This window comes from Streptomyces griseus, assembly GCF_900460065.1.
In the GTDB taxonomy this organism is placed as follows: Bacteria; Actinomycetota; Actinomycetes; order Streptomycetales; family Streptomycetaceae; genus Streptomyces; species Streptomyces griseus.
The window spans coordinates 98,088-119,611 of the sequence record NZ_UAVD01000007.1 but is presented as its reverse complement, the minus strand read 5'-3'; the positions used below and the strand labels follow the sequence as shown (position 1 = coordinate 119,611).

Annotated in this window: 17 protein-coding genes; 12 read left to right on the top strand and 5 right to left on the bottom strand. The window is 72.2% G+C overall.

What is annotated here, in order from left to right; all coding sequences use genetic code 11:
- Positions 1-145: 145 nt before the first annotated feature.
- From kdpF to DTB53_RS04300, 4 genes are read left to right on the top strand one after another with little or no spacing between them, the layout of a single operon-like run.
- Positions 146-235 (top strand): K(+)-transporting ATPase subunit F, encoded by a 90-nt coding sequence (kdpF, locus tag DTB53_RS04315; protein ID WP_018955984.1) that lies wholly within the window; start codon positions 146-148, stop codon positions 233-235.
- 8 nt (positions 236-243) lie between these two features.
- A complete protein-coding gene (gene kdpA / locus DTB53_RS04310; RefSeq protein WP_012379377.1) occupies positions 244-1,908 on the top strand; it encodes a potassium-transporting ATPase subunit KdpA in 1,665 nt (554 codons plus the stop codon).
- A complete protein-coding gene (gene kdpB / locus DTB53_RS04305) occupies positions 1,905-4,019 on the top strand; it encodes a potassium-transporting ATPase subunit KdpB (RefSeq protein ID WP_012379376.1) in 2,115 nt (704 codons plus the stop codon). The genes kdpA and kdpB overlap by 4 nt, the downstream gene beginning before the upstream one ends.
- A 6-nt stretch (positions 4,020-4,025) precedes the next feature.
- On the top strand, positions 4,026-4,697 hold the full coding sequence (locus DTB53_RS04300) for a potassium-transporting ATPase subunit C (protein WP_012379375.1): 672 nt from the start codon (positions 4,026-4,028) through the stop codon (positions 4,695-4,697).
- A gap of 355 nt (positions 4,698-5,052) precedes the next feature.
- Here the strand turns inward: DTB53_RS04300 and DTB53_RS04295 are convergent, their stop codons facing one another.
- The 3 genes from DTB53_RS04295 to DTB53_RS04285 form a co-directional block, all read right to left on the bottom strand.
- Positions 5,053-6,228, bottom strand: coding sequence for a UDP-N-acetylglucosamine--N-acetylmuramyl-(pentapeptide) pyrophosphoryl-undecaprenol N-acetylglucosamine transferase (locus tag DTB53_RS04295; protein WP_042496319.1), 1,176 nt, complete (start codon positions 6,226-6,228; stop codon positions 5,053-5,055).
- A gap of 485 nt (positions 6,229-6,713) precedes the next feature.
- Positions 6,714-7,346 (bottom strand): DUF4276 family protein, encoded by a 633-nt coding sequence (locus DTB53_RS04290; protein ID WP_012379373.1) that lies wholly within the window; start codon positions 7,344-7,346, stop codon positions 6,714-6,716.
- Positions 7,343-8,761, bottom strand: coding sequence for an AAA family ATPase (locus DTB53_RS04285; protein ID WP_012379372.1), 1,419 nt, complete (start codon positions 8,759-8,761; stop codon positions 7,343-7,345). Before DTB53_RS04285 ends, DTB53_RS04290 begins: the two co-directional genes overlap by 4 nt.
- A gap of 552 nt (positions 8,762-9,313) precedes the next feature.
- On the opposite strand from DTB53_RS04285, the gene DTB53_RS04280 reads away from it, so the two are divergent.
- Both DTB53_RS04280 and DTB53_RS04275 read left to right on the top strand, forming a co-directional pair.
- Positions 9,314-10,072: an RNA polymerase sigma factor gene (locus DTB53_RS04280; protein ID WP_012379371.1), complete on the top strand. Its 759-nt coding sequence runs from the start codon at positions 9,314-9,316 to the stop codon at positions 10,070-10,072.
- Positions 10,072-11,190: a hypothetical protein gene (locus DTB53_RS04275; RefSeq protein ID WP_012379370.1), complete on the top strand. Its 1,119-nt coding sequence runs from the start codon at positions 10,072-10,074 to the stop codon at positions 11,188-11,190. The genes DTB53_RS04280 and DTB53_RS04275 overlap by 1 nt, the downstream gene beginning before the upstream one ends.
- 304 nt (positions 11,191-11,494) lie before the next feature.
- Here the strand turns inward: DTB53_RS04275 and DTB53_RS04270 are convergent, their stop codons facing one another.
- Complete coding sequence (locus DTB53_RS04270; protein ID WP_075025233.1) at positions 11,495-12,526, bottom strand: L,D-transpeptidase family protein; 1,032 nt, start codon at positions 12,524-12,526, stop codon at positions 11,495-11,497.
- A gap of 241 nt (positions 12,527-12,767) precedes the next feature.
- Between DTB53_RS04270 and leuE the strand changes: the two genes are divergently transcribed.
- Complete coding sequence (leuE, locus tag DTB53_RS04265; RefSeq protein ID WP_012379368.1) at positions 12,768-13,460, top strand: leucine efflux protein LeuE; 693 nt, start codon at positions 12,768-12,770, stop codon at positions 13,458-13,460.
- A 29-nt stretch (positions 13,461-13,489) separates the two neighbouring features.
- Here leuE and DTB53_RS04260 read toward each other — a convergent pair whose 3' ends face one another.
- The gene (locus DTB53_RS04260) at positions 13,490-13,951 is read right to left on the bottom strand and encodes a MarR family winged helix-turn-helix transcriptional regulator (protein ID WP_003966800.1); all 462 of its coding nucleotides are present in this window, start codon (positions 13,949-13,951) and stop codon (positions 13,490-13,492) included.
- Positions 13,952-14,130: 179 nt separating this feature from the next.
- Here DTB53_RS04260 and DTB53_RS04255 point away from each other — a divergent pair, with 179 nt between their 5' ends.
- From DTB53_RS04255 to DTB53_RS04235, 5 genes are read left to right on the top strand one after another with little or no spacing between them, the layout of a single operon-like run.
- Positions 14,131-15,096 carry a glycosyltransferase family 2 protein gene (locus DTB53_RS04255; protein WP_012379367.1) on the top strand — a complete coding sequence of 322 codons (966 nt, stop codon included), beginning with the start codon at positions 14,131-14,133 and terminating at the stop codon, positions 15,094-15,096.
- A gap of 3 nt (positions 15,097-15,099) precedes the next feature.
- Positions 15,100-16,494 carry a polysialyltransferase family glycosyltransferase gene (locus tag DTB53_RS04250; RefSeq protein WP_042496315.1) on the top strand — a complete coding sequence of 465 codons (1,395 nt, stop codon included), beginning with the start codon at positions 15,100-15,102 and terminating at the stop codon, positions 16,492-16,494.
- A gap of 58 nt (positions 16,495-16,552) precedes the next feature.
- Positions 16,553-17,962, top strand: a complete 1,410-nt coding sequence (locus DTB53_RS04245) for a tetratricopeptide repeat protein (RefSeq protein ID WP_012379365.1) — start codon at positions 16,553-16,555, stop codon at positions 17,960-17,962.
- Positions 17,959-20,364 (top strand): tetratricopeptide repeat protein, encoded by a 2,406-nt coding sequence (locus DTB53_RS04240; protein WP_012379364.1) that lies wholly within the window; start codon positions 17,959-17,961, stop codon positions 20,362-20,364. Before DTB53_RS04245 ends, DTB53_RS04240 begins: the two co-directional genes overlap by 4 nt.
- A gap of 33 nt (positions 20,365-20,397) precedes the next feature.
- Positions 20,398-21,477: an acyltransferase gene (locus tag DTB53_RS04235; RefSeq protein WP_012379363.1), complete on the top strand. Its 1,080-nt coding sequence runs from the start codon at positions 20,398-20,400 to the stop codon at positions 21,475-21,477.
- The last annotated feature ends 47 nt before the right edge of the window (positions 21,478-21,524 follow it).

Sequence of the window (21,524 nt, the reverse complement as noted above, 5' to 3'; positions counted from 1 at the left end):
AGCCGGGGTTTGCTCGTATCGGCCGAACGGCCGATTCCCTTCCTCACGTCAATCAGGAGTTCGCGATGGCCGACCTGGCCTTCGTCGCCACCACGATCGCGGTGTTCGCGCTGGTGGCTCTCATAGCCCGGGGGGTGACCAAGCTGTGACCGTCGAAAACGTCGTCGGCCTCGTCGTGGCCGTGTCCCTGCTCGGATATCTCATTCTCGCTCTCCTTTACCCGGAGAGGTTCTGAGTACGGAAATGTCTTCCCAGGTCGCTGGTCTGCTCCAGCTCACAGCCCTGATCGCCGCCCTCGCCCTCGCCTACCGTCCGCTGGGCGATTACATGGCCAGGGTCTACTCCTCCGAGAAGCACTATCGGCCGGAGAAGTGGATGTACAAGGCGATCGGCGCCAATCCCGCCGCCGAGATGCGCTGGCCCGCCTATCTGCGCGGAGTGCTCGCCTTTTCGGCGATGAGCGTTCTCTTCCTGTATCTGATGCAGCGGGTGCAGGGCTCGCTGCCCGGCTCGCTCGGATTCTCCTCCATCGACCCGGACCAGGCGTTCAACACCGCCGCGTCCTTCGTCGCCAACACCAACTGGCAGTCCTACTACGGCGAACAGGCCATGGGCCACGTCGTGCAGACCGGCGGCCTCGCGGTGCAGAACTTCCTGTCCGCCGCCGTCGGCATGGCCGTGGCGGTGGCACTCGTCCGGGGCTTCGCCCGCTCCCGCACCGGGGAACTCGGCAACTTCTGGGCCGACCTGGTGCGCGGCACCGTCCGCATCCTGGTCCCCATCTCGGTGATCGGCGCGATCGTCCTCGTCGCCGCCGGGGCGATCCAGAACTTCTCCGGCATCCACCAGGTCGGACAGTTCGCGGGCGGTACGCAGGAGTGGAACGGCGGCGCGGTCGCCTCCCAGGAGGCGATCAAGGAGCTGGGCACCAACGGCGGCGGCTACTTCAACGCCAACTCCGCCCACCCCTTCGAGAACCCCAACCCGCTCTCCAACCTCTTCGAGGTCTTCCTCATCCTGCTGATCCCGTTCGCCCTGACGCGGACCTTCGGCCGGATGGCCGGATCGCTGAAGCAGGGGTACGCGATCCTCGGCGCGATGGCCGTCATCTGGATCGGCTTCACCGCCCTGATGATGTGGACCGAGTTCGCCCACCGCGGGCCCGCGTTCGAGATCGCCGGCGGGGCCATGGAGGGCAAGGAGGCCCGCTTCGGGATCGCCGGCTCGTCGATCTTCGCCGTCGCCACGACGCTGACCTCGACCGGCGCGGTGAACTCGTTCCACTCCTCGTACACCGGCTTCGGCGGCGGCATCACCCTGCTCGGCATGCAGCTCGGCGAGATCGCCCCCGGCGGTGTCGGCTCCGGCCTCTACGGCATGCTGATCATGGCGATCATCGCGGTGTTCATCGCCGGGCTGATGGTCGGACGCACCCCGGAGTACCTCGGCAAGAAGATCGGCACCCGGCAGATCAAGTTCGCCGCCTGCTACATCCTCATCACCCCGGCGCTCGTGCTCGGCTTCACCGCGGTCGCCATGGCCCTGCCGACCCCTGCCGACTCGATGACCAACTCCGGCGCGCACGGCTTCTCCGAGATCCTGTACGCCTACACCTCCGGCGCCAACAACAACGGCTCCGCCTTCGCCGGGCTCAACGCCGACACCCAGTGGTTCAACACGACCATCGGCATCGCCATGCTGCTCGGCCGGTTCCTCCCGATGGTGTTCGTCCTGGCCCTCGCCGGCTCGCTCGCCGAGCAGCAGCCGGTGCCGGAGACGGCGGGCACGCTGCGCACCGACAAGCCGCTCTACTCGGGGCTGCTCGTCGGCACGATCCTCATCATCACCGGACTCACCTACTTCCCGGCCCTGGCGCTGGGTCCGCTCGCCGAAGGGCTCGCCTCATGAGCACCGCCACCCCCACCCCCACACGCACGCCGCACGGAGACCTACCGCCGGCGGACGGCCACGGGACCGCCAACCGGGTCGGCAGCGGGCTGTTCGACCCCCAGCAGCTGCTGAAGTCCCTCCCGGACGCGCTGCGCAAGCTCGATCCGCGCGTGATGGTCAGGTCGCCGGTGATGTTCGTCGTGCTCGTCGGCTCGGTGGTCACCACCGTGCTGGCGCTCACCGACCCGACCGACTGGTTCGGTTGGGCGATCACCGCCTGGCTCTGGCTGACCACCGTCTTCGCCAACCTCGCCGAGGCCGTCGCCGAAGGCCGGGGCAAGGCCCAGGCCGACACCCTGCGCAAGGCCAAGACCGGCACCATCGCCCGCCGCGTCATCGGCCCCGACGAGGAGCGGGTCGCGGGGACGGACCTGCGGATCGGGGACCTGGTGGTCTGCGAGGCCGGCGACACCATCCCCGGTGACGGGGACGTGGTCGAGGGCGTCGCCTCCGTCGACGAGTCCGCGATCACCGGCGAGTCCGCCCCGGTCATCCGGGAGTCCGGTGGCGACCGCTCGGCCGTCACCGGCGGTACGAAGGTGCTGTCCGACCGCGTCGTCATCAGGATCACGACGAAGCCCGGCGAGACCTTCATCGACCGCATGATCAATCTCGTGGAGGGCGCCTCGCGGCAGAAGACGCCCAACGAGATCGCCCTGAACATCCTGCTGGCGTCCCTGACCGTCGTCTTCCTGCTGGCCGTCGTCACCCTCAAGCCCTTCGCGATCTACGCGGGTGCGGACGACCAGACCTCGCTGATCGTGCTCGCCGCGCTGCTGGTGTGCCTGATCCCCACCACGATCGGGGCCCTGCTGTCCGCGATCGGCATCGCGGGCATGGACCGCCTGGTGCAGCGCAACGTCCTGGCCATGTCGGGGCGTGCGGTCGAGGCCGCGGGCGACGTGTCGACCCTGCTCCTCGACAAGACCGGAACCATCACCCTGGGCAACCGGCAGGCGGCCGAGTTCCTCGCGGTCGAAGGCGTCACCGAGAGCGTGCTCGCGGACGCCGCGCAGCTCTCCTCGCTCGCCGACGAGACCCCGGAGGGCCGGTCGATCGTCGTCCTCGCCAAGGAGACGTACGGGCTGCGGGAGCGGACCCAGGGGGAGCTGACGGGCGCCGCCTGGGTGGAGTTCACCGCGCAGACCCGGATGTCCGGCGTCGACCTGGACGGGCGGAAGGTCCGCAAGGGCGCCACCGGCTCCGTCGTGGCGTGGGTGAGGGAGCGGGGCGGGAGCGTCTCCGAGGACGCACAGGAACTCACGGACCGGATCGCCCAGGCCGGCGGCACACCGCTGCTGGTGGCCGTGGAGGACGCGGACGGGGCACGGGTGCTCGGCGTCGTCCACCTCAAGGACGTGGTGAAGGAGGGCATGCGGGAGCGGTTCGCCGAACTGCGCCGGATGGGCATCCGTACGGTCATGATCACGGGCGACAACCCGCTGACCGCGAAGGCGATCGCCGAGGAGGCCGGGGTCGACGACTTCCTGGCCGAGGCGACGCCCGAGGACAAGATGGCCCTCATCAAGCGGGAACAGGCCGGCGGCAAGCTCGTCGCGATGACCGGCGACGGCACCAACGACGCGCCCGCCCTGGCCCAGGCCGACGTCGGCGTCGCGATGAACACCGGAACCTCGGCCGCCAAGGAGGCCGGGAACATGGTGGACCTCGACTCCAACCCCACCAAACTCATCGAGATCGTCGAGATCGGCAAACAACTCCTCATCACCCGGGGGGCGTTGACGACCTTCTCCATCGCCAACGACGTCGCGAAGTACTTCGCGATCATCCCCGCCATGTTCGCCGTGGCGTACCCGTCGCTGGACAGGCTGAACATCATGGGGCTCACCTCGCCCGAGTCCGCGATCCTCTCCGCCGTCATCTTCAACGCCCTGGTCATCGTGGCCCTGGTGCCGCTCGCCCTCAGGGGCGTCCGCTACCGCCCCGCGAGCGCCGACCGGATGCTCCGGCGCAACCTGGGCGTCTACGGGCTCGGCGGCATCGTCGCCCCGTTCATCGGCATCAAGATCATCGACCTGCTCCTCTCCCTCCTTCCCGGAATCGGCTGATCCGCCATGACCAACAACTCCGTCGGCAGCACCGCGCGCGTACTCGGGGCCGGACTGCGAGCCCTCCTCGTCCTCACCCTGGTCTGCGGGGTGGTCTACCCCCTCGCCGTCACCGGCGTCGCCCAGGCCCTGTTCCACGACAACGCCAACGGCTCCCGGATCGAGGACGAGAACGGGCAGGTCGTCGGCTCCTCCCTCATCGGCCAGCGGTACGACCTCCCGCCGAAGGACGGCGAGGAGTCACCCGCCCCGGACCTGAAGTGGTTCCAGCCGCGCCCCTCCAACGGCCTCGGGACCAACAGCGTCAACACCCAGTACTCCCTGATCCTCTCCGGGGCCACCAACCGCTCCGGCGACAACGAGGAACTGGTCCAGTGGGTGAAGGACGCCAAGGCAGCCGTGGTCGAGGACAACGCGACCGCGACGTACGAGGTGAACCCCGCCGACATCCCGCCCGACGCCGTCACCTCCTCCGGCTCCGGCCTGGACCCCGACATCTCACCCGCGTACGCCGCGCTCCAGGTGCACCGGGTCGCCGAGAGGAACAACCTGAACGTCAAACAGGTCGAGGACCTCGTCGCCGACCACACCACCGGTCGACTGCTCGGCTTCATGGGCGAGCCCCGGGTGAACGTCCTGGAGCTGAACACCGCGCTCAGGGACCTGACCCGGGGGTGAGGGGCCGGTGGGTGCCGGAGCGCCCCCGACCTGGCGAACGCGTGGGACACCCGGCGAGAAGTCCGGCATTCGCTTCCGGGGCCCGGACACGACGACCTGCTCGCGTGCCCGGGTGACATCCGGTGGCTCAACCAGGTGGTACGGCCTCTCCGGCCGGCGGTGCCATGTTGCCTCGCCGTCCTGCTCCTGTTTCCTCCTCGCGTGGTCGTGAGTCCGGCCGTGCAGCCGCCGGCCCGAGGCGCAATGGTGTCCGTTGACGCGTACGGGGAGTAAAGGAGTCGGCGCTGCCGTCTGAAGCCGGCACCACCCTCCACACCGGTGGACGGATCACGTAGCCCGCAAAGGGCCCGCGCTGTTACCGGGACGCTGCGGACAGGATCACGTCCACGAGCCTTTCCGCGGCGTCCGGGCGTCCGTGGGCCCTGGCCGCCGCGGCCATCGTGGCCCGGCGCTCCTGATCGTCGAGGAGCGGGCCGACCGCCTCGCGCAGGTGCCCGCCGGTGACCTCGCCGAGGAGGGCGACCGCCGCCCCGGACTCCTCCAGGTGGCGGGCGTTGTGCGCCTGTTCGTTCCCGGCCGCCGTGGCGAGCGGGATGAACACGGCGGGCTTGCCGAGGGCGGTCAGCTCGGCCAGGGTGCCCGCGCCGCTGCGGGAGATCACGAGATCGACCAGGGCCAGGACGTCCGGCAGCTCCGGTCCGACGAAGGCAGTGAGGTGGTACCGGGCGGCCAGGGAGACGGGGAGTCCCGCTGCGCGCGCGGACAGCGCCTCTTGGTGGGCGGGTCCGCACTGGTGCACCACGTTGGCGCGCTCCAGCAGCCACGGCAGTTCGCTGCCGACCACGTCGTTGATCTGCTGAGAGCCCTGCGCGCCCCCGGTGACGTACACCGTCGGAAGCCGCCGGTCGAACGCGTGCAGACCCAGTGCCGTCACGGCCTTGTCCGGGTGGCCGGTCAGGACCTCCGGTCGTACGGGGTTGCCGGTGACCACCGCCGCCGACCGGACGCTCTCCGGCAGGAGCGGCAGGGTCGACTCCGAGGACACGGCGATCCGCGTGGCGGAGCCGGCCAGCTTCCGGTTGGCGAGGCCGAGGCGGACGGTCTGCTCGTGGAGGACCAGCGGGACCCGGCACACCTTGGCGGCGAGCCCGGCCGGCACGGCTACGTAACCGCCCGTAGCGAGCACGACGTCCGGCCGGAAGGCGGAGACAGCGCTGCGTGCCTGGGCGACCCCGAGCGGCACGCGCGCCATGTCCCGGACGTTGGCGGGCGACACCATCTTCAGCGGGTTCGCGTGACGCCGGATCTTGCCCGTGGCCACGGTCGTGAACGGGATGCCCTCTGCGCTCGTGACCCGGGCCTCCAGGCCCTCCGCCGTGCCGATCCACAGGACGTCGAGGGTGCGGCCGGAAGCGGCCAGCCGCGCCTGCAAGGTGCGGATCGCGGTGAGAGCAGGGTAGGTGTGGCCGCCGGTGCCGCCTCCCGTCACGATCAGGCGCAAGGCAGAGGTCTGCTGAGGCGCGCTGTTCACGCTCGGCACTCTAGTGGCTGCTGTCCGGTGATCGTTCACCATGGTTCTAGGTCACGCGGTGACTGAGCGCAGACAGGTCGGGTGAGCACCGGAAAGCGCTGTTCACTGGGGGTATCTGGCGTTGCAGAACGCGTACACCCGGAGGAATTCCCTGCCGCGTTGGTCACGCCGTTGATCGTGGACAGGCTGGCTGATCCGTGAAGCGCCTGGTCAAGCGGCCAGGTGGTGGAGCGACGACCGGGGCCGCCACCCCTGGCCGTACCTCATCGAAGCACCCCTCTGGCCTGCATTTCTGCTATCCGGGTTCTCGTTCATGACTTCCGACTGCCTCGGCCTGTTCTCAGGTGCTTCTGTCTGTTCCCAGGCGCTGTTGGTCATGCGATCCGCCCGGCTTGTCCGGGGCACGGGCAGGCTGTGAACCATGGCTCCTGCGCCGGGTCGGCGCGCTCCGACGGCCGCGGTACGGCGGAGCGAGCTTGCGTAGGTCACCCGTTGAGGGCCTCGAATGCAGCGTCGAGGTCCTCAACGAAAGCGCGCCATGAGGGAAGGCAGGCGACCGGGCCCTCCGGGTCGAGGAGTTCCAGCATGCGCAGCCGGTGCTGCGAGAATCGCTTTTGGAACTGGGCTAGGCGGCGCCCCTTGTACTCGCTCGCCCGCGCGAGCGACTCCTTGAGGAGCTGTTTCGGGTCGGCGACAGTCTCCGCCGCAACACCTTTGGGGAGATTGAGGCCGACGCGGCCGCGAGGGTTCTCGGCGACCTGGCGCAGGCACACTTCGTCCAGGAGGAGCCAGGCTTCCAGCATGCGGACGGGCACAACGGCGACGTGCCGAAGTTCGGGCCACTCGGCGCCCATCGCTTTCTCGATCTCATCTTTGCGGGCCTGGGCAGGGCCTCGGTCGGCATCCCGTTGCACCACTGCCAGGTCGTAAGTCCCTCCGAGTGCGCGGGCGGCCCGGAGTTTGTCTGGTACGGAGTGCCCGGTCGGCGGTCGGAGCAGGCCGAAGTCGGGGACTGTGACCGAGACGTCGAGCCCCTTACGCACGGCAATCGATTCGATATGCGGGACGAGGCCGTTGTCGCTGGTGCCTTCACCGATGAACAGGACGCGAGCAGTCACGCGGCGTCCCCGCTCAGCGTGAGCTGCGCCCCGACGGGCGTAGTGAGATACGGAAGGATGTCGGCTTTGGTTACGAAACTTCCATTCGTCGCCTTATTGGCCCGCCAGGTGTCGACGAGCGGACGCAGGCGCAGGGCGCGGTTCAGGGAGCCGTTCTCGCTTCTGTGCATTGCGGTATCGGCGAACAGGAGATCCTCATTGCCGACGAGTTGTACGACACCGGGTGAGTGCGTATTGATCAGCACCTGCCGGAATGGATTGTCCGTGCCGGGTTCTTCCGACGGGTCCACGGCAAGATCCTGTACCAAGTCGACCATGGCGTTGAGGTTCGCTGGGTGGATGCCGTTCTCGGGTTCTTCCATGCAGATCAGTCCACGCACGGAGGAGTCTTCGAGCAGAACGCAGAGTGCCAGGAAGCGCAGGGTGCCTTCGGAGAGGCTGCGGGCGGGCAGTGTCATGCCAGCCACCTCGTGCACGTTGACCGTGAGGAGTTGCCGAACCTCGTCCTGATCGACGTCCAGATCCCGGACATGGATGCCGGTCAGGTCCGAGAGGCGTCCCGCAACCCGGGCGTATACCTGACTGGGGTCCGCGCCGGGAGTGTCGTGGGCCACACGGAAGAGAGTCGCCGGCAGATGGGAGCCGTCGGCGCCCATCACGTGAGGGTCCACGTATCGGTCGGACCGGCGCAGGGCGGATGGCTCCAGAGCAAGCCGTCGCCAGGACTGCATCTCACGGCGAGCCGCAAGGATAGTCGGGTCATCGCTGCTAGTGATCGTGGAGACCACTGTTGCCGGCGCCCGGGATGCTGCGGCTGGCTTGGGCTGGCCTCGGCTGCCACCGTCCTGGTGAATTCTGACGATCGACTCGTCTGCTTCCGTGGTCGTCGAGATGAAAGGCGCGCCGCTGCGGTGGCCCTGGATGACGGTGTCGCGGAACTGCTTCGCACTGTGGCGGAAGCGAAGGTGCTGCGCAGCCTTGCCCTTGGTGATGTGTGCCAGCGTCTCGTGGAGGAGCGTGAGGCGCCCGAAGCGGTCGAGTCCGGACGGCTCCTGGTAGCCGATCTCCAATTCGTACCGCAAGAAGGTGCTGCTGGCCTTCGCGGCCCGGCCGAAGTCGTCCTCTACGTGCAGCGGAACGATCATCTCGGCAGCAAACCGCATCCGGTGGTTGCCGGGCTCGAAACCCTTCCAGAAGAGGTCGCGCGGGTCACCTTGGCGCTCGCCATGCACGCCCCGAACCTCCTGGGCTGCCTCCATCATCGACTGGTCGGCGAGGAGCGAGAGGAACTGGATGGCGTCGAAAACGTTCGACTTGCCGGTGCCGTTCTCCCCTGCGATGCAGGTGAACGGCCCGAAGTCGATGGACAGGTTCAAGAGGTTCTTGAACCCATGGACTTCGATGCGCGTCAGCATGCGGTCTCCGGAAGTTCGTCGAGCGGATCCAGCAAGCCTACTGGCGGGGAAGGCTGCTATCCCCGCCCACGCGTCTGCGGTTTCTCGCGCTTGGTCCCTATCTGACTACTCACGTTCCGGGCATGCCTGGCTTCACGGTTTGCGATGGCCCAGCACACAGAGCGTTCAAGAGGGAGGGCCCGGAACACGTATCCAGGACGTTGTGCGGCGAGTTGACCGGGGCCGATCGGGTGAACGCCTGGATGCGTTGGTCACGGAGTAGACCTGAGACCCGCATATCGCCTGGTCAGAAGGGTGAAATGGAGCGACGACCGGGGCCGCCACCCCCCACAGGAGAGGCCCCGGCCGTCTTCCACGGGGTCGCAGCACGACCCCGTACTCCTCTCAGCGCCATGACTGCGTTTTCTGTCACACCGTGCGCCGGCCGACGAATTGTTGCGGGTTGTACAAGTCATGGACGCGGCCCCCGCCGAGCACGTAGCGTGCTGGTTCGCGCAGGGTTGCGCCGCAGTTGACCAGCTGCGATCGAGGACGGCAGAGCGGGTTGAGGGAGTGCTGGGGGACGACGCGGAGCTGACTGCCGCGGTGCTTGCGGCACAGGACGGGGACGAGGACGCCTTCCGTGCTGTGTACCGCGCGGTGCAGCCACGGTTGCTGGGCTACATACGGACGCTGGTCGGAGAGCCGGACGCCGAGGACGTGGCGTCCGAGGCGTGGCTGCAGATAGCGCGCGACCTCGACCGGTTCAGCGGTGACGCCGACCGGTTCCGGGGCTGGGCCGCCCGGATCGCGCGCAACCGCTCGCTGGACCACCTGCGGATGCGCAGCCGCCGCCCCGCGATCGGCGGCGACGAGACCGAGCTGACCGCGCGGGCCGCCGAGTCCGACACCGCGGGCGACGCCATCGAGGCGCTCGACACCGACCGCACCATGTCGCTCATCGCCCAGCTGCCGCAGGACCAGGCCGAGGCGGTCGTGCTCCGGGTGGTCGTCGGGCTCGACGCGAAGAGTGCGGCGCAGACCCTCGGCAAGCGGCCCGGCGCCGTACGCACCGCCGCCCACCGGGGCCTCAAACGGCTGGCCGAACTCCTCGGCGCCGAGCACCCCGGGACGCACCGGGGCGACGCCCCCGTGGACGGCGTTCCGGAGCCGGCACAGGGCGGTGACGACGGCGCGGGCCAAGGGGCGGCCGGGGGCGCCGGGCTCGGTGCCGTGCCCGCGCAGCGCCCCGGGCGGGGCGGTCCGGCGGCGCCCGCCGGGGTCACTCCCGGTGTGACGCATTCGCGACCGTGGACGCAGAAGGACATGTGATGGCCGACGAGCACTACGAGTGGCTTGACAAGGACGCGGCGGAGAGATTGCTCCGCGGCGAACCGGTCGTCCCCGTCGGCGACGAGGCCCGCACCGACGCCTTCCGGCTCGCCGAAGCACTCGGCGCGGCGCGCGGGGGACACCGGTCCCCGGCAGGCGAACTCCCCGGCGAGGACGCGGTTCTCGCCGCGTTCCGGCAGGCCGGTCACGGCAACGGCGTGGACCGGCTCGGCGGTCTGTCCGCCGGTGCCGCCGTCCCCGGCCGGCCCGGTCAGCTGCACGCCGTCCACATCGGCCGCGGACCCGAGACCCCGCCCCGCCGCCCGCGCTGGAGCCGGCCGGTCCGTTTCGGCCTGGTCGCCTCGCTGGCGGGCTGCGCGCTCGGCGGGGTGGCGGTCGCCGCCGGCACCGGTGTGTTCACCGGGGCCTTCGGCGGGCAGGGCTCGCCCGCGCCCGCCACCTCCGTGTCGGCCGCCGTCACCCCGGGGCCGCTGATCTCCGACGGCCCGGCGGTCGACCCGTCGTCCCCGGCGGACCCGGCCTCGCCCGACGCGTCGGAGGAGTCCTCCTCGCCGGGGACCAGGGAGTCCGAAGGGCCCGCGCGACCCGACGGCGCGCGGACCGGCGAAACCGGCCGGGAGCCCGGCGAGGACCGCCCGGGCGGCAAGGACAAGCCGGGCGGCGGCCATGAGGAGACGGCCGCGGGCGGCACCGGCCAGGAGGAGAAGCCCGGCGGATCCGGCGGCGACACGGACTCGGGCAACTGGTACGAGAAGTCCGTCAAGGCCTGCAAGGCCTTCCGCGAGGGCACGCTGGACGACCGCAGCCGACGCCAACTGGTCGAGTTCGCCAAGGGCGAGAAGAACCTGGAACGTTTCTGCGACCGCCTCCTCGACGGCGGCGGCCCGGGCGGCGGAGGCGGGGGGAACGGCGGCTCCGGCGGCGGTGACGGTGACGACGACGATGACGACGACGGCCAGAACGGGCCGGGCGACGGCGGCTCGCTGCCGCCCGTCTCCTTCCATCCCGTACCTCGCTCCGGCGTGGCACCGGATACGGACACCGGGACCTCGCCGCTCCCGAGGAGCTCCGGCCCGGACTCCGTACCGGCCCGTTGACGGGACGTGCGGATCGACGCGCTCGCTCATGGACGACCGGAATCGCCCGTGGGTGACCGGAACCGCTCGCTGACGGCCCGACCGCCGCTGACCTGCGGTTCCAGACCTCCCGCGAGCGGTCCGTGCGGCCGGGTGTGACGTTTTTCGGAGGCCGGGCGCAGTACAGAGTGAGCCGACTGGTCATCGGCCGCGCAACGAGCCGGGGTTCCCCCCGTACCTTCGGCTCAGCGCATCGGCGCGGGCGGGACACGTTCCCCCGGTCCCGTCCGCGCCCTCTCCTCCCTCGTGCCGGCCGTGCGCCGGATCACGAGTAGACGACGACCTTGTCGCCGTTCTTCACCTGGTCGAACAGGGCCGCGACCTTCTTCTTGTCCCGTACGTTGACGCAGCCGTGCGAGGCGCCGCCGTAACCGTTGGCCGCGAAGTCGGCGGAGTAGTGGACCGCCTGGCCGCCGCTGAAGAACAGGGCGTACGGCATCGGGGTGTCGTAGAGCGTCGACACATGGTCCCGGGACTTCCAGAACACCTCGAACACGCCCTCCCTGGTGGGCGTGTACTCCGAGCCGAAGCGCACGTCCATGGCGGAGAGGACCTTGCCGTCCCTCATCCACGCCAGGGTCCGGCTCTCCTTGCTGATGCACAGGACCCGGCCCTTCAGGCACCGTTCGTCCGGCGCGGCCAACGGCCGCTCGGTCGGCGGGTCCAGCTCCTCGGCCGTCGGCACCCGGGTCATGGCCAGCAGCCGCTGCCAGGTGACCGCGTCGGTGCTGCCGGTGACGGGCAGCCGCCGCTTGGCCTGAAAGGACCGTACGGCGTCGGCGGTGACGGAGCCGTAGTAGCCGGTGGGATTGCGCCCGAAGTGGCCGATCTGGCGGAGCCGGGCCTGGAGTTCCCGTACCCGGTCGCTCTCGGACCCCGTACGCATCAGGACGCGCGGCGGCGGCGCGGTGCTCGGCGCAGGTGGCTTCGGACGGGCCCTCGTCGGAGCCGGGGCGGCGGTGGACGCCGACGGGCCGGGCGGCGGCGCGGCGCTCGGCTTCGCGTCCTCGGCCGCGGGGGTGGGGGCGGGGGCCGTGAGGAAGGGGCTCGGGGCGGGTGGGGCCGCCCGCGTGGCCCGCGCCGGCGGCGCCACCTCCTGCGCCCCCTCGGCGGTCCCGGGCTCGCACCCCGTCGCGAGGGCGGCCAGCGCGACGAGGGAGGCGGCGACGGCGCGACGCCCCCGGGGCCTTCCGCCCGCACACCGCCCGGCGACCGGGCCCGGCCCCGCTGCCGGGCCCGGCGCCCCGCCCGGGCCGCTCGTTCCCCGGCCGTCCCACCCGCTGTTCGTGTCCGCCATGTTCGGTCCCCCTGGATCACCCGCCGGTCCGGCGCCTCCTGTACGGATTCCCGTCCGGCCCGGTCACCGAATCCTCCGCCGGACCTCGGCCGCGCGTCCAGCCCCCCGAGGGGGCGCCCGGTGGATCATGGCCGGGTCCGGCCCGCCCGGAACAGCTCTCCTCCGGGCGGCGCCGGGCCGTCGATATCGCCTGGTGAAACCCCCTGGACGCCACCCCGTACGGGCGTGCGAGACTCCGTCCATGCTGGGTGTCACCGATCTTCCGACCTATCTCGCCGGTCTGGCGCTGATCGTTCTCCTTCCGGGGCCGAACTCGCTGTACGTGCTCTCCGTCGCGGCCCGTCGCGGCGTGCGCACCGGCTATTCGGCCGCCGCGGGCGTCTGGACCGGGGACGCCATCCTGATGACGCTCTCCGCGCTGGGCGCGGCGTCCCTGCTCCAGACCACGCCCCTGCTTTTCGCGGTCGTCAAGTACGCGGGCGCGGCCTATCTGACCTGGATGGCCATCGGGATGCTGCGCGCCGCCGCGGCCCTCTGGCGCGAGCGGCACCGCCGTACCGCCGAGCTCGTGGAGACGGTGGACGCCTCCGGGACGGCTGACGCGGCCGGGGCCTCCGGAGCGGCGGCCCCCGTGGAGCGGCCCTATCGGCGGGCCCTGGTGGTCAGCCTGATCAACCCGAAGGCGATCCTGTTCCTGATCTCCTTCTTCGTCCAGTTCGTCGACCCGGGCTACGCCTACCCGGCGCTGTCGTTCCTGGTGCTCGGTACGCTGCTCCAGCTCGCCAGCTTCGCGTATCTCTCGGTGCTGATCTTCGGCGGCACCCGCCTGGCCGCCGCCTTCCGCCGCCGCAAGCGGCTGTCGGCGGGGGCCACTTCCGCCGCGGGTGTGCTGTTCCTCGGGTTCGCTGCCAAGCTCTCCTTCAGCAGCGTGTAGACGCCGTCCGGGAGGCGGGCCGGGCGCCCTCAGTGGTGCCAGGCCTTCCCCCCGACGTTGTGGATCATCCGCTGGAGCACCTTCAGCGCGGCGACGAACTCCGCCTCGGGGATGCCCTCGTGGATCTCCGCGCTCGCCCGCGAGACCCGGGCGTACGCCTTCTCGCGCAGTGCCCGCCCCTCGGGGGTGCTCCGCAGCCGGGCCCCGGAGTCCTCGGTGACCAGGCCCCGTTCGAGGAGGCCCTCGACGGCCTCCTCCATGCCGTCCGCCCCGGTGTCGAGGTAGCCGCTGAGCATGGTGACCAGCTCGGCCCGGCCCCGTCCCTCCTCGCCCGCGCCCTCCAGTTGGTTGAGCACCCACCAGGGCGGCTGGGTGAGTCCGTGTTCGGCCAGCGCGGCCCGGATGTGGGTGACCGTCGCCTCGTGCGCGGCCCAGCTCCAGTAGCCGATCGGCTGGCGGGCGAGTCCCGCGTCGTCGTGTGAGTAGTCCATGGCTCAGAACGTAGGACCTCAAGCGGAGTTGAGGTCAAGCCCCGTTCGCGGGGACTTCCCCGCCGCGTGCCCGGTCATGCCGCGGACGCGCAGAGTTCACCCGCTGTCGTGGCGGCCGTCACCCGATCCTTCCGCCGTCTCACTAGGTTGTCGGGACCATGATCGAAGGCGAGGCGCGCGTGCCGAAACTGTCCGTTGTCGTACCGCTCCACAATGTCGCGGCCTACGCTCCGACCACGCTGGGCAGCCTGGCCCGCAACGCGGACCCGGACATCGAGTTCCTGCTGGTCGACGACGCGTCCACCGACGGCACGCGGGACATCGTCGACCACTGGGCCGAGCGCCTGCCGCGCGCCCGGGTGATCAGACACGGTACGAACGTCGGGATCGCCGCCGCCCGCAACAGCGGCATCGACGCCGCCGAGGGCGACTACCTCACCTTCCTCGACGGCGACGACTGGTACGCCCCCGGCCATCTGGACCGGCTGGTGCGCGCCGCCCAGGAACTCGACTGCGACTTCGCCCGCACCGACCACGTCCAGTCCACCGGCACCACCCGCGTCGTGCGGCGCGCCCCCGCGCCGCTGCGGGACACCCTGCTCGACCCCCGCGACGGCATCGGGGTGCCCGAGCGCGAGACCATGGTCGACTACCCGTTCGTCTGGGCCGGGATCTACCACCGGCGCCTCTTCGCGGACGGCGCCCAGCGCTTCGCCACGGAACTGCGCACCGCCGAGGACCGGCTGTGGATCTGGCAGCTGCATCTGCGCGCCCGCAGCTACGCGGCGCTCGGGCTGTACGGCGTCTTCTACCGGCGCGGGGTCACCACCTCCCTGACCCAGATCAAGGACGCCCGCCAGCTCGACTTCTTCCCCGCCTACGACGCGCTGCTCGACCAGCTGCGCACCGACCGGGACGCGAAGACGCTGCTGCCCAAGGCCGTCCGCACCTACTGCGCGATGATCGCCTTCCACAACGAGAAGGCCGACGACTACGAGCCCGCCACCGCCCGGAAGCTGCGCGCCGAGTCCACCGCCGCGCTGGGCCGGATGCCGCAGGACGTGCTCGACCGCACCCTGACGATGATCGACGACAAGCGCGGCACGCTGCTGAGCCGTCTGCGCACCAAGCAGAAGGCCGCCTGACCCATGCCCGTACCGCAGTCCGCAGCCACGCCCGCATCCACGTCCGGGCGCAAGCCCGTGCGCGCCCAGATCTTCCAGGTGTCCACCCTCTACGGGGCGGCCACCCTCGCCGCGGCGCTCGACGCCGGACAGTTCGGCCGGGCCCTCGACAGCCACCGCATCCTGCTGGTCTCCAACAACGCGGCCGTCCCCGAAACCGCCCTGCGCCTGGAGGAGATGCGCGGCTACGGCTCCCTCGCCGCCCGCTTCGACGCCGTCGTCGACTGGAACGAGGCGATCAGCCCGCACCACCCCAGCGGCTGGGGCCCCCGTTCCGAGGAGACCGTCCTGTGGCAGCGGGCCTTCCGCCTGGCCTGGGACATCGCCCCCGACGCCCCCGTCGACCTGGCCGTCGAGTCCATCCAGGTCAACCCGGCCCGCGCACTGGCCGCGATCTTCTCCGAGAGCGCCGTCCACGTCTACGCCGACGGCCTGATGAGCTACGGCCCGACCCGCAACCGGCTGCCCCAGTCCATCGCCTGCCGCATCCGGCGCGTCCTCCACCTCGACCTGGTCACCGGGCTGCGCCCGCTCCTCCTCGCCGAGGCCGGCGTCGAGCCGGAGCTCGTCCCCGACGACGCCTTCCGCGCCGTCCTCTCCGAGATCGCCGAGGCCGCCGAGGGCGACAGGGGGCTCGCCGCCGCCGAGGCCGCCGCCCCCACCGCCATGCTGCTGGGCCAGTACCTCGCCGCCCTCACCATCCTCACCCCACAGGAGGAGGAGGAGCTGCACATCCGGATGCTGCGCGGAGCCGCCCGCGCCGGGCACACCTCCCTCCTCTTCAAGCCGCACCCCACCGCCCCGGCCCGCTACTCCCGCGCCCTGGACGAGGCCGCCGCCGAACTCGGCGTACGGCTCACCACGCTGGACAGCCCGCTGCTCGCCGAGACGCTGTACGAACGGTGCGCGCCCGCCCTCGTCGTCGGCTGCTTCTCCACCGCGATGTTCACCGCCGCCGTCTACTACGGCATCCCCGTCGCCCGCGTCGGCACCCGGCTGGTCCTCGACCGGATCACCCCCTACGAGAACAGCAACCGCGTCCCGCTGACGATCACCGACCACCTCGTGCCCGACCTGGACGCGCAGGGCACCGAAGCCGTGCCCCCGCTGCCGCGCACCGCGCCGGACACCCTCGCCCCGCTGGTACGGACCGTCGGCTACTGCATGCAGGCCAAGCTCAACCCCGGGCTGCGCCCCGACGCCGAAGCCTGGCTGCGGGAGCGGCTCGACCCCACGACCCAGCACTACTTCAAGCGCCGCCGCCTGCAGAGCCTCACCCTGCCCGGCGGCGGCCCCCGGGGAGCGGCGGTCCGGCTGCGCCGCACCGTACGGCGCACCCGCAGCACCCTGGGCCTCTGACCCGGGGCCGGGGCGTGCGCCCCGGCCGGCGTCCGACTCACAGAACGGCGGAACCAGCATGGGCCAGACCCTCACCGGGCTGCTCACGTCAGTACGTGCGCTGGCGGGACGGCCCGGAACACCGGCCCCGGGACGCCCCGGCGGCGGACCGGACCCGGAGCTCCGGGCCGCGCTGCGGCTCTGCGGCGACCACCTCTCGGCCCTCGCGGCCGAAGGCCCCCTCACCGACGCCCGCCGCACCCGCCTGATCGCGTCGATCGGCGCCCTGACCACCGCGTGCTCCACCCCGGGCGCCGACGTGTTCGACGCGCTGCTGCGGACCGGGCAGCAGGCGTTGGACGGCGGGGGCGACGCGGAGGCCCGCCTCGCCCTGGCCCTCGCCGACGAGGCGACCGGCCTGCGCGCCCGCTCCAAGGGCGCCTGGCGGCTGCGCGGCAACGCCCTGGACGCGCTCGGCCGCGGCGAGGAGGCGGTCACCGCGTACGAACGCCACCTCGCGCTCCAGCGGAACACCGCCGCCTCCCGTGACGTCGAACGCCGGATCGCCACCCTCCGCGCCGCCGGGGACCGCATCGACGAGGCGCTGGCGCTGTCGTGGGGGACGCCGGGGGACCGTGCGGAGCAGCCCGGGGCGGCGGCCCGTGCGCCGGGGGGTGCGGAGGGGACCCGTCTCGCGCGGGGTGCGGAGGGGTCCGGGGCGGCGGCCCGTCTGTCGCGCCACCTGCCCGCCGCCGAGGCCCGCGCCGCCTTCACCGACCTCGTCCGGCTCCGTACCGCCGCACACGGGGCCGGGGACCCGTCGGTGCGCCGGCTCGCCGCGCTCTACGCCGAGCACCGCCGGCTCTCGGACCGCGACCCGATGGCCGACCCGCTGCTGGGCGGGGCCGAACCCATCGGCGTGCCCGGGCTGCGCCGGCTCGTCGCGGGCCGCACGGTGTGCCTGGTCGCCGACACCCCGCGCACCGCCGAGCAGGAGCGGCGGCCCGGCAGCTCGTTGGCCGCCCTGATCGAGGGCTACGACCTCGTCGTGCGCTGCGACGAGACACGCCACACCGCACCCACCGCCCGCACCGATCTCCACGCCTGCACCCTGCGCGGCGACACCCCGTGGAAGGGACCCCGCTGGGACCGGCGGGCGGGCGTCCGGCTGGTCTTCGGCGACCCGCTCCCGCACTGGCGGCTCGCCCTGCGCGGCCGGCTCGTGCCCGGCGCCCAGGACCGCGTGGGCGACGCCACATTGCGCCGCCCGCTGCACGACCCGGCGCTGCTCGGCGAGGAGCCGGGCGGCGCGGGACCCGCGAGCACCGCGTACACCGTGCTGCGGCTCCTCGACTTCCTGGGCACCCCGGCCCGGGTGGACCTCCTCGGCTTCGAAGGACCTGCGGCCCTGGCCCCGCGCGAGCGGGAGTGGATCGGATCGCGGACCGGGACCACGGACGACACCGCAGTGAGGATCACCCTCGGATGACCCACCCCGACCCCTCGACGACGCCCGACCCCGCGTCGGCGCCCGGCTCCGTGGCGGCTTCCGGGTCCGTCGCGACGCCCGGCTCGGCGCCGGCGCCCGGCTCCGCGACCGAGGCCGCCGACGACCGCCGCGCCGTCACCGGCAAGCGCCGGATCGCCTTCGCCGTGTACGTCGCCGACGCGGGCGAACTGCCCGGACTCCGGGCCCTCCTGCGCAGCCTCGCGCTGAGCGACCCGACCCTCTGCGAGGACGTCGTCGTCCTGCACCCCGGTCTGCCGGACGACGCCTTCGACGCCGCGCGCCGACTGCACCCCCGGCTGATTCCGCGCCCGGCCGGCGGACGCGACGACGTGTTCCGCCTCGACGGGTACGACACCGTCGTCGCCCTCACCCCCGCCATGGTCGTGCTCGGCCGGCTCGACGCCCTGCTGGGACTCCGTACGGGCGTGGCCGCCGTGCCGCGCCCCGGGCCCGACGGCGCCCCGGACCCGCGCGGCGGCCTCCCCGACGACGGGCTGATGGTGATCCAGCGCCAGGACCTCGGTCCCGCGGGGCCCACCGCGAAGGACGTCCCGGAAGGTCTCCTCGTCCCCCTGGACTCCCGTGCCGACTTCCGGGCGCGACGGCTGCACGACGACCTGCCGGTCCCCGAGGGCGTCGTCGTCCTGAACTTCGCCGGGGTCCCCGCGGCCCCGGCCGGTCTCGCCCCCGCCCGGGCGGCCAGGGACCGCTTCGAGCTGGGGGACGAGGAGTTCCGGGCCGCGTACCTCGCGCTCCCCGGTGCCAAGCACCCCGATCTGCTGCTGCACCTCGCGCTCCCGTACCCCGGCCGGCCCCGGCCGCCGATCGACCTGGTCCGGCAGCTCGCCGAGATCCACCGGGGGCGCGGCCGGCACGACGAGGCCGTGGCGCTGCTGGGCGAGGCCGTCGCGGACCGCCCCGACCTGCCGCGCTGCCACGAGACGCTCGGCGTCTGCCTGATGGCGCTGTCCCGGTACGAGGAGGCCGAGACGCACCTGCTGCTGGCGACCGCCTCACCGGATTTCGCACCCCGCGCCTTCGGCCAACTGGCGCGCCTGGCCTGGCTGCTGGGCCGCACCGAGGACGCCCGGGGCTATGCGCTCGCGGGCCTGGAGGCCGACCCGACCGACGCCAACTGCCGTGCCTGGTACGCCCGTACGACCCAACTGGCCGCGGCCTCCCGGAAGCCGGTCAGCGCCCGGCCGGACGAACAGCTGGCCCATGTGGCCCTGTTCGCGGACGGCGAGGAGAACGCGGGGGACAAGGTGCTGCCCGAGGCGGTCCGCGCCTGCTTCACCTCCGACACCGGCCCGGAGGCTTGGCACCAGCAGCACGCGCACCTGCTGGTCGACGACGCCTCCCTCGAACGCCTCAACGCCCGGCGGGCCGTGATCGTCGGCGGCGGGGGACTCTTCCTCCCCGACACCGCGCCCAACGGCAACAGCGGCTGGCAGTGGAACATCCCCGACGACGTCCTGGCCCGGATCACCGCCCCGCTGGCGGTCTTCGCCGTCGGCTACAACGTCTTCGACGGCCAGCGCTACCGCCGCGAACGCTTCGCGGCCTCCCTGCGGGCCCTGGTCGAGCGGTCCGCGTTCTTCGGGCTGCGCAACCACGGCTCCGTCGCCCGGGTCAGGGAACTGCTGCCCGCCTCACTGCGCGAGAGGGTGCGCTACCAGCCCTGCCCCACCACGGTCGCCCGCCACCTCGACCCCCGCCTCGACGAACCGGGCCCGCGGGAGGACACCGTGCTGATCAACTGCGCCTACGACCGCGCCGGGCTCCGCTTCGGCCACGACTACGGGCACTTCCTCGCGGAGATGGCCGCGGCGGTCCGGGCCGTCTCCGCGTCGGCGGAGGTCCGTTACGCCGCGCACATGCCCGCCGACGAACGCTTCGTCGACGATCTGCGGCGGGAGCACGGCCTCAGGCTCCCCGTCGAGCCCCTGTACCTGCTCTCCAACGACGGCATCCGCGACCTCTACCGGCGCACCCGGCTGGTGATCGGGATGCGCGGGCACGCCGGGATGATCCCCTTCGGCTGCGGCACCCCCGTCGTCAGCCTGGTCTCGCACCCCAAACTGGCCTACTTCCTGGCCGACATCGACCGGCCCGACTGGGGCGTCTCCGTCCATGAGCGCGACCTCGGCGCCCGGCTCGCGGAACGGGCCCTCGCCGTGCTGGCCGACCATCCGGCGGCGGTGGCCGACGTCCACGACCGGCAGCAGCGGCTGTGGTCGGTGACCCGGGACAACCTCGCCCGGCTGCGTGAACTGACGGGCCTGCCCGATCCGTTCGGCGACCCGGGAGCGGGACCCGTGGTCCCCGTGCCCCGGCCCGCCGCCGAGGACCACGTCACCCGCCCACGGGACCGCGCGTGACGCCCGCCCCGCCCCGTCCACCCCCTGAGGACCATGCCGACCACACCCCCCGCCCCCGCCCCGGCGCAGGCGGCCCCCGAGACGCCGCGTCCCGTCCGCGAGCACCGCTACGACATCGACCTGATCCGGCTGCTCTGTTCGTTCGGCGTGATCGGTCTGCACGCCGGATCGGCCTTCGTGAACGCCGTGGACCGGACGGCCTCGCAGGGGCCCGGGACCTACTGGGCCGGGCTGACCGCCGACTCCCTGGGCCGCTTCGCCGTGCCCCTCTTCTTCGCCATCGCCGGCTGGGTGGTCCTGGTCGGGGCCCCGCCGAAGGACGGCGCACGGCTGCGGCGGCGCATCGTGCGGATCGTGGTCCCCCTCGCCGTCTGGACGGCGCTCTACCTCGCCTGGGGCAGGCTGCGCGGAACCAACGACGGTCCGGTGGGCGAGCTGGCGCTGGACTCCGTGTTCGCCTCGGTCCGCCCCGCCTACCACCTCTGGTACCTCTACGCCTACCTCCCCGTGATCATGGTCCTGGGGCTGGTGGTGCTGGTCAGGTCGGGCAGGCGGCCCTGGGGCCTCGGCGCGGTGCTGCTGGTCCTGGCGTCCGCGCCCTCGCTGTTCGGTGACCTGGCCGAGGCCACCGGACGCGAACTGCCCCGTTTCGGCTGGGCGTTCGGACCGTACCAGCTGATCTACGCGGTGCTCGGGGCGCTGCTGCTCGCCGCCCCCGCCGGTACGTTCGGCCGGCGGCGGTTCCCCTGGCTGCTGCTCGCCGCGGCCGGACTGGCGGGGGTGATCGCCTACCAGCACGAGGTGCACTACGCGATCCCGTACGCCCACGTCCTGGTGGCCCTGTTCAGCTGCGGCGTCCTGCTCTCCCTGCACGGCCTGCGCGTCCCGGAGCGGCTGCGCCCGGCGCTGGCCCGGCTGGCCGACGCCTCGTTCGGGGCCTACCTGGCGCACGTACTCGTGCTGGGCGTCCTCACCGACGCCTTCGTCCGGGCGGACCTGGGCGGCCCCGCCGCCGCGGCGCTCGTCGTCGGGATCACGGTGGCCACGACGGCCCTGTCGTTCGGCGCGGCCATGCTGTGGGGCCGGGTCGGCGCGAGCAAGGTGCTGGGCTGAGCGCCCCGCACGCCCGCCACGCCCGAAGGGAGGGGGCCGCCTCGGCC

Bases quoted from the DNA above. Each gene is read 5' to 3' on its own strand.
- DTB53_RS04245 (WP_012379365.1), top strand. From the start codon at position 16,553: ATGGGCCAGACCCTCACCGGGCTGCTCACGTCAGTACGTGCGCTGGCG.
- kdpB (WP_012379376.1), top strand. From the start codon at position 1,905: ATGAGCACCGCCACCCCCACCCCCACACGCACGCCGCACGGAGACCTA.
- leuE (WP_012379368.1), top strand. From the start codon at position 12,768: ATGCTGGGTGTCACCGATCTTCCGACCTATCTCGCCGGTCTGGCGCTG.
- DTB53_RS04270 (WP_075025233.1), bottom strand. From the start codon at position 12,526: ATGGCGGACACGAACAGCGGGTGGGACGGCCGGGGAACGAGCGGCCCG.
- DTB53_RS04275 (WP_012379370.1), top strand. From the start codon at position 10,072: ATGGCCGACGAGCACTACGAGTGGCTTGACAAGGACGCGGCGGAGAGA.
- DTB53_RS04260 (WP_003966800.1), bottom strand. From the start codon at position 13,951: ATGGACTACTCACACGACGACGCGGGACTCGCCCGCCAGCCGATCGGC.
- DTB53_RS04240 (WP_012379364.1), top strand. From the start codon at position 17,959: ATGACCCACCCCGACCCCTCGACGACGCCCGACCCCGCGTCGGCGCCC.
- DTB53_RS04250 (WP_042496315.1), top strand. From the start codon at position 15,100: ATGCCCGTACCGCAGTCCGCAGCCACGCCCGCATCCACGTCCGGGCGC.
- kdpA (WP_012379377.1), top strand. From the start codon at position 244: ATGTCTTCCCAGGTCGCTGGTCTGCTCCAGCTCACAGCCCTGATCGCC.
- DTB53_RS04235 (WP_012379363.1), top strand. From the start codon at position 20,398: ATGCCGACCACACCCCCCGCCCCCGCCCCGGCGCAGGCGGCCCCCGAG.
- DTB53_RS04285 (WP_012379372.1), bottom strand. From the start codon at position 8,761: ATGCTGACGCGCATCGAAGTCCATGGGTTCAAGAACCTCTTGAACCTG.
- DTB53_RS04300 (WP_012379375.1), top strand. From the start codon at position 4,026: ATGACCAACAACTCCGTCGGCAGCACCGCGCGCGTACTCGGGGCCGGA.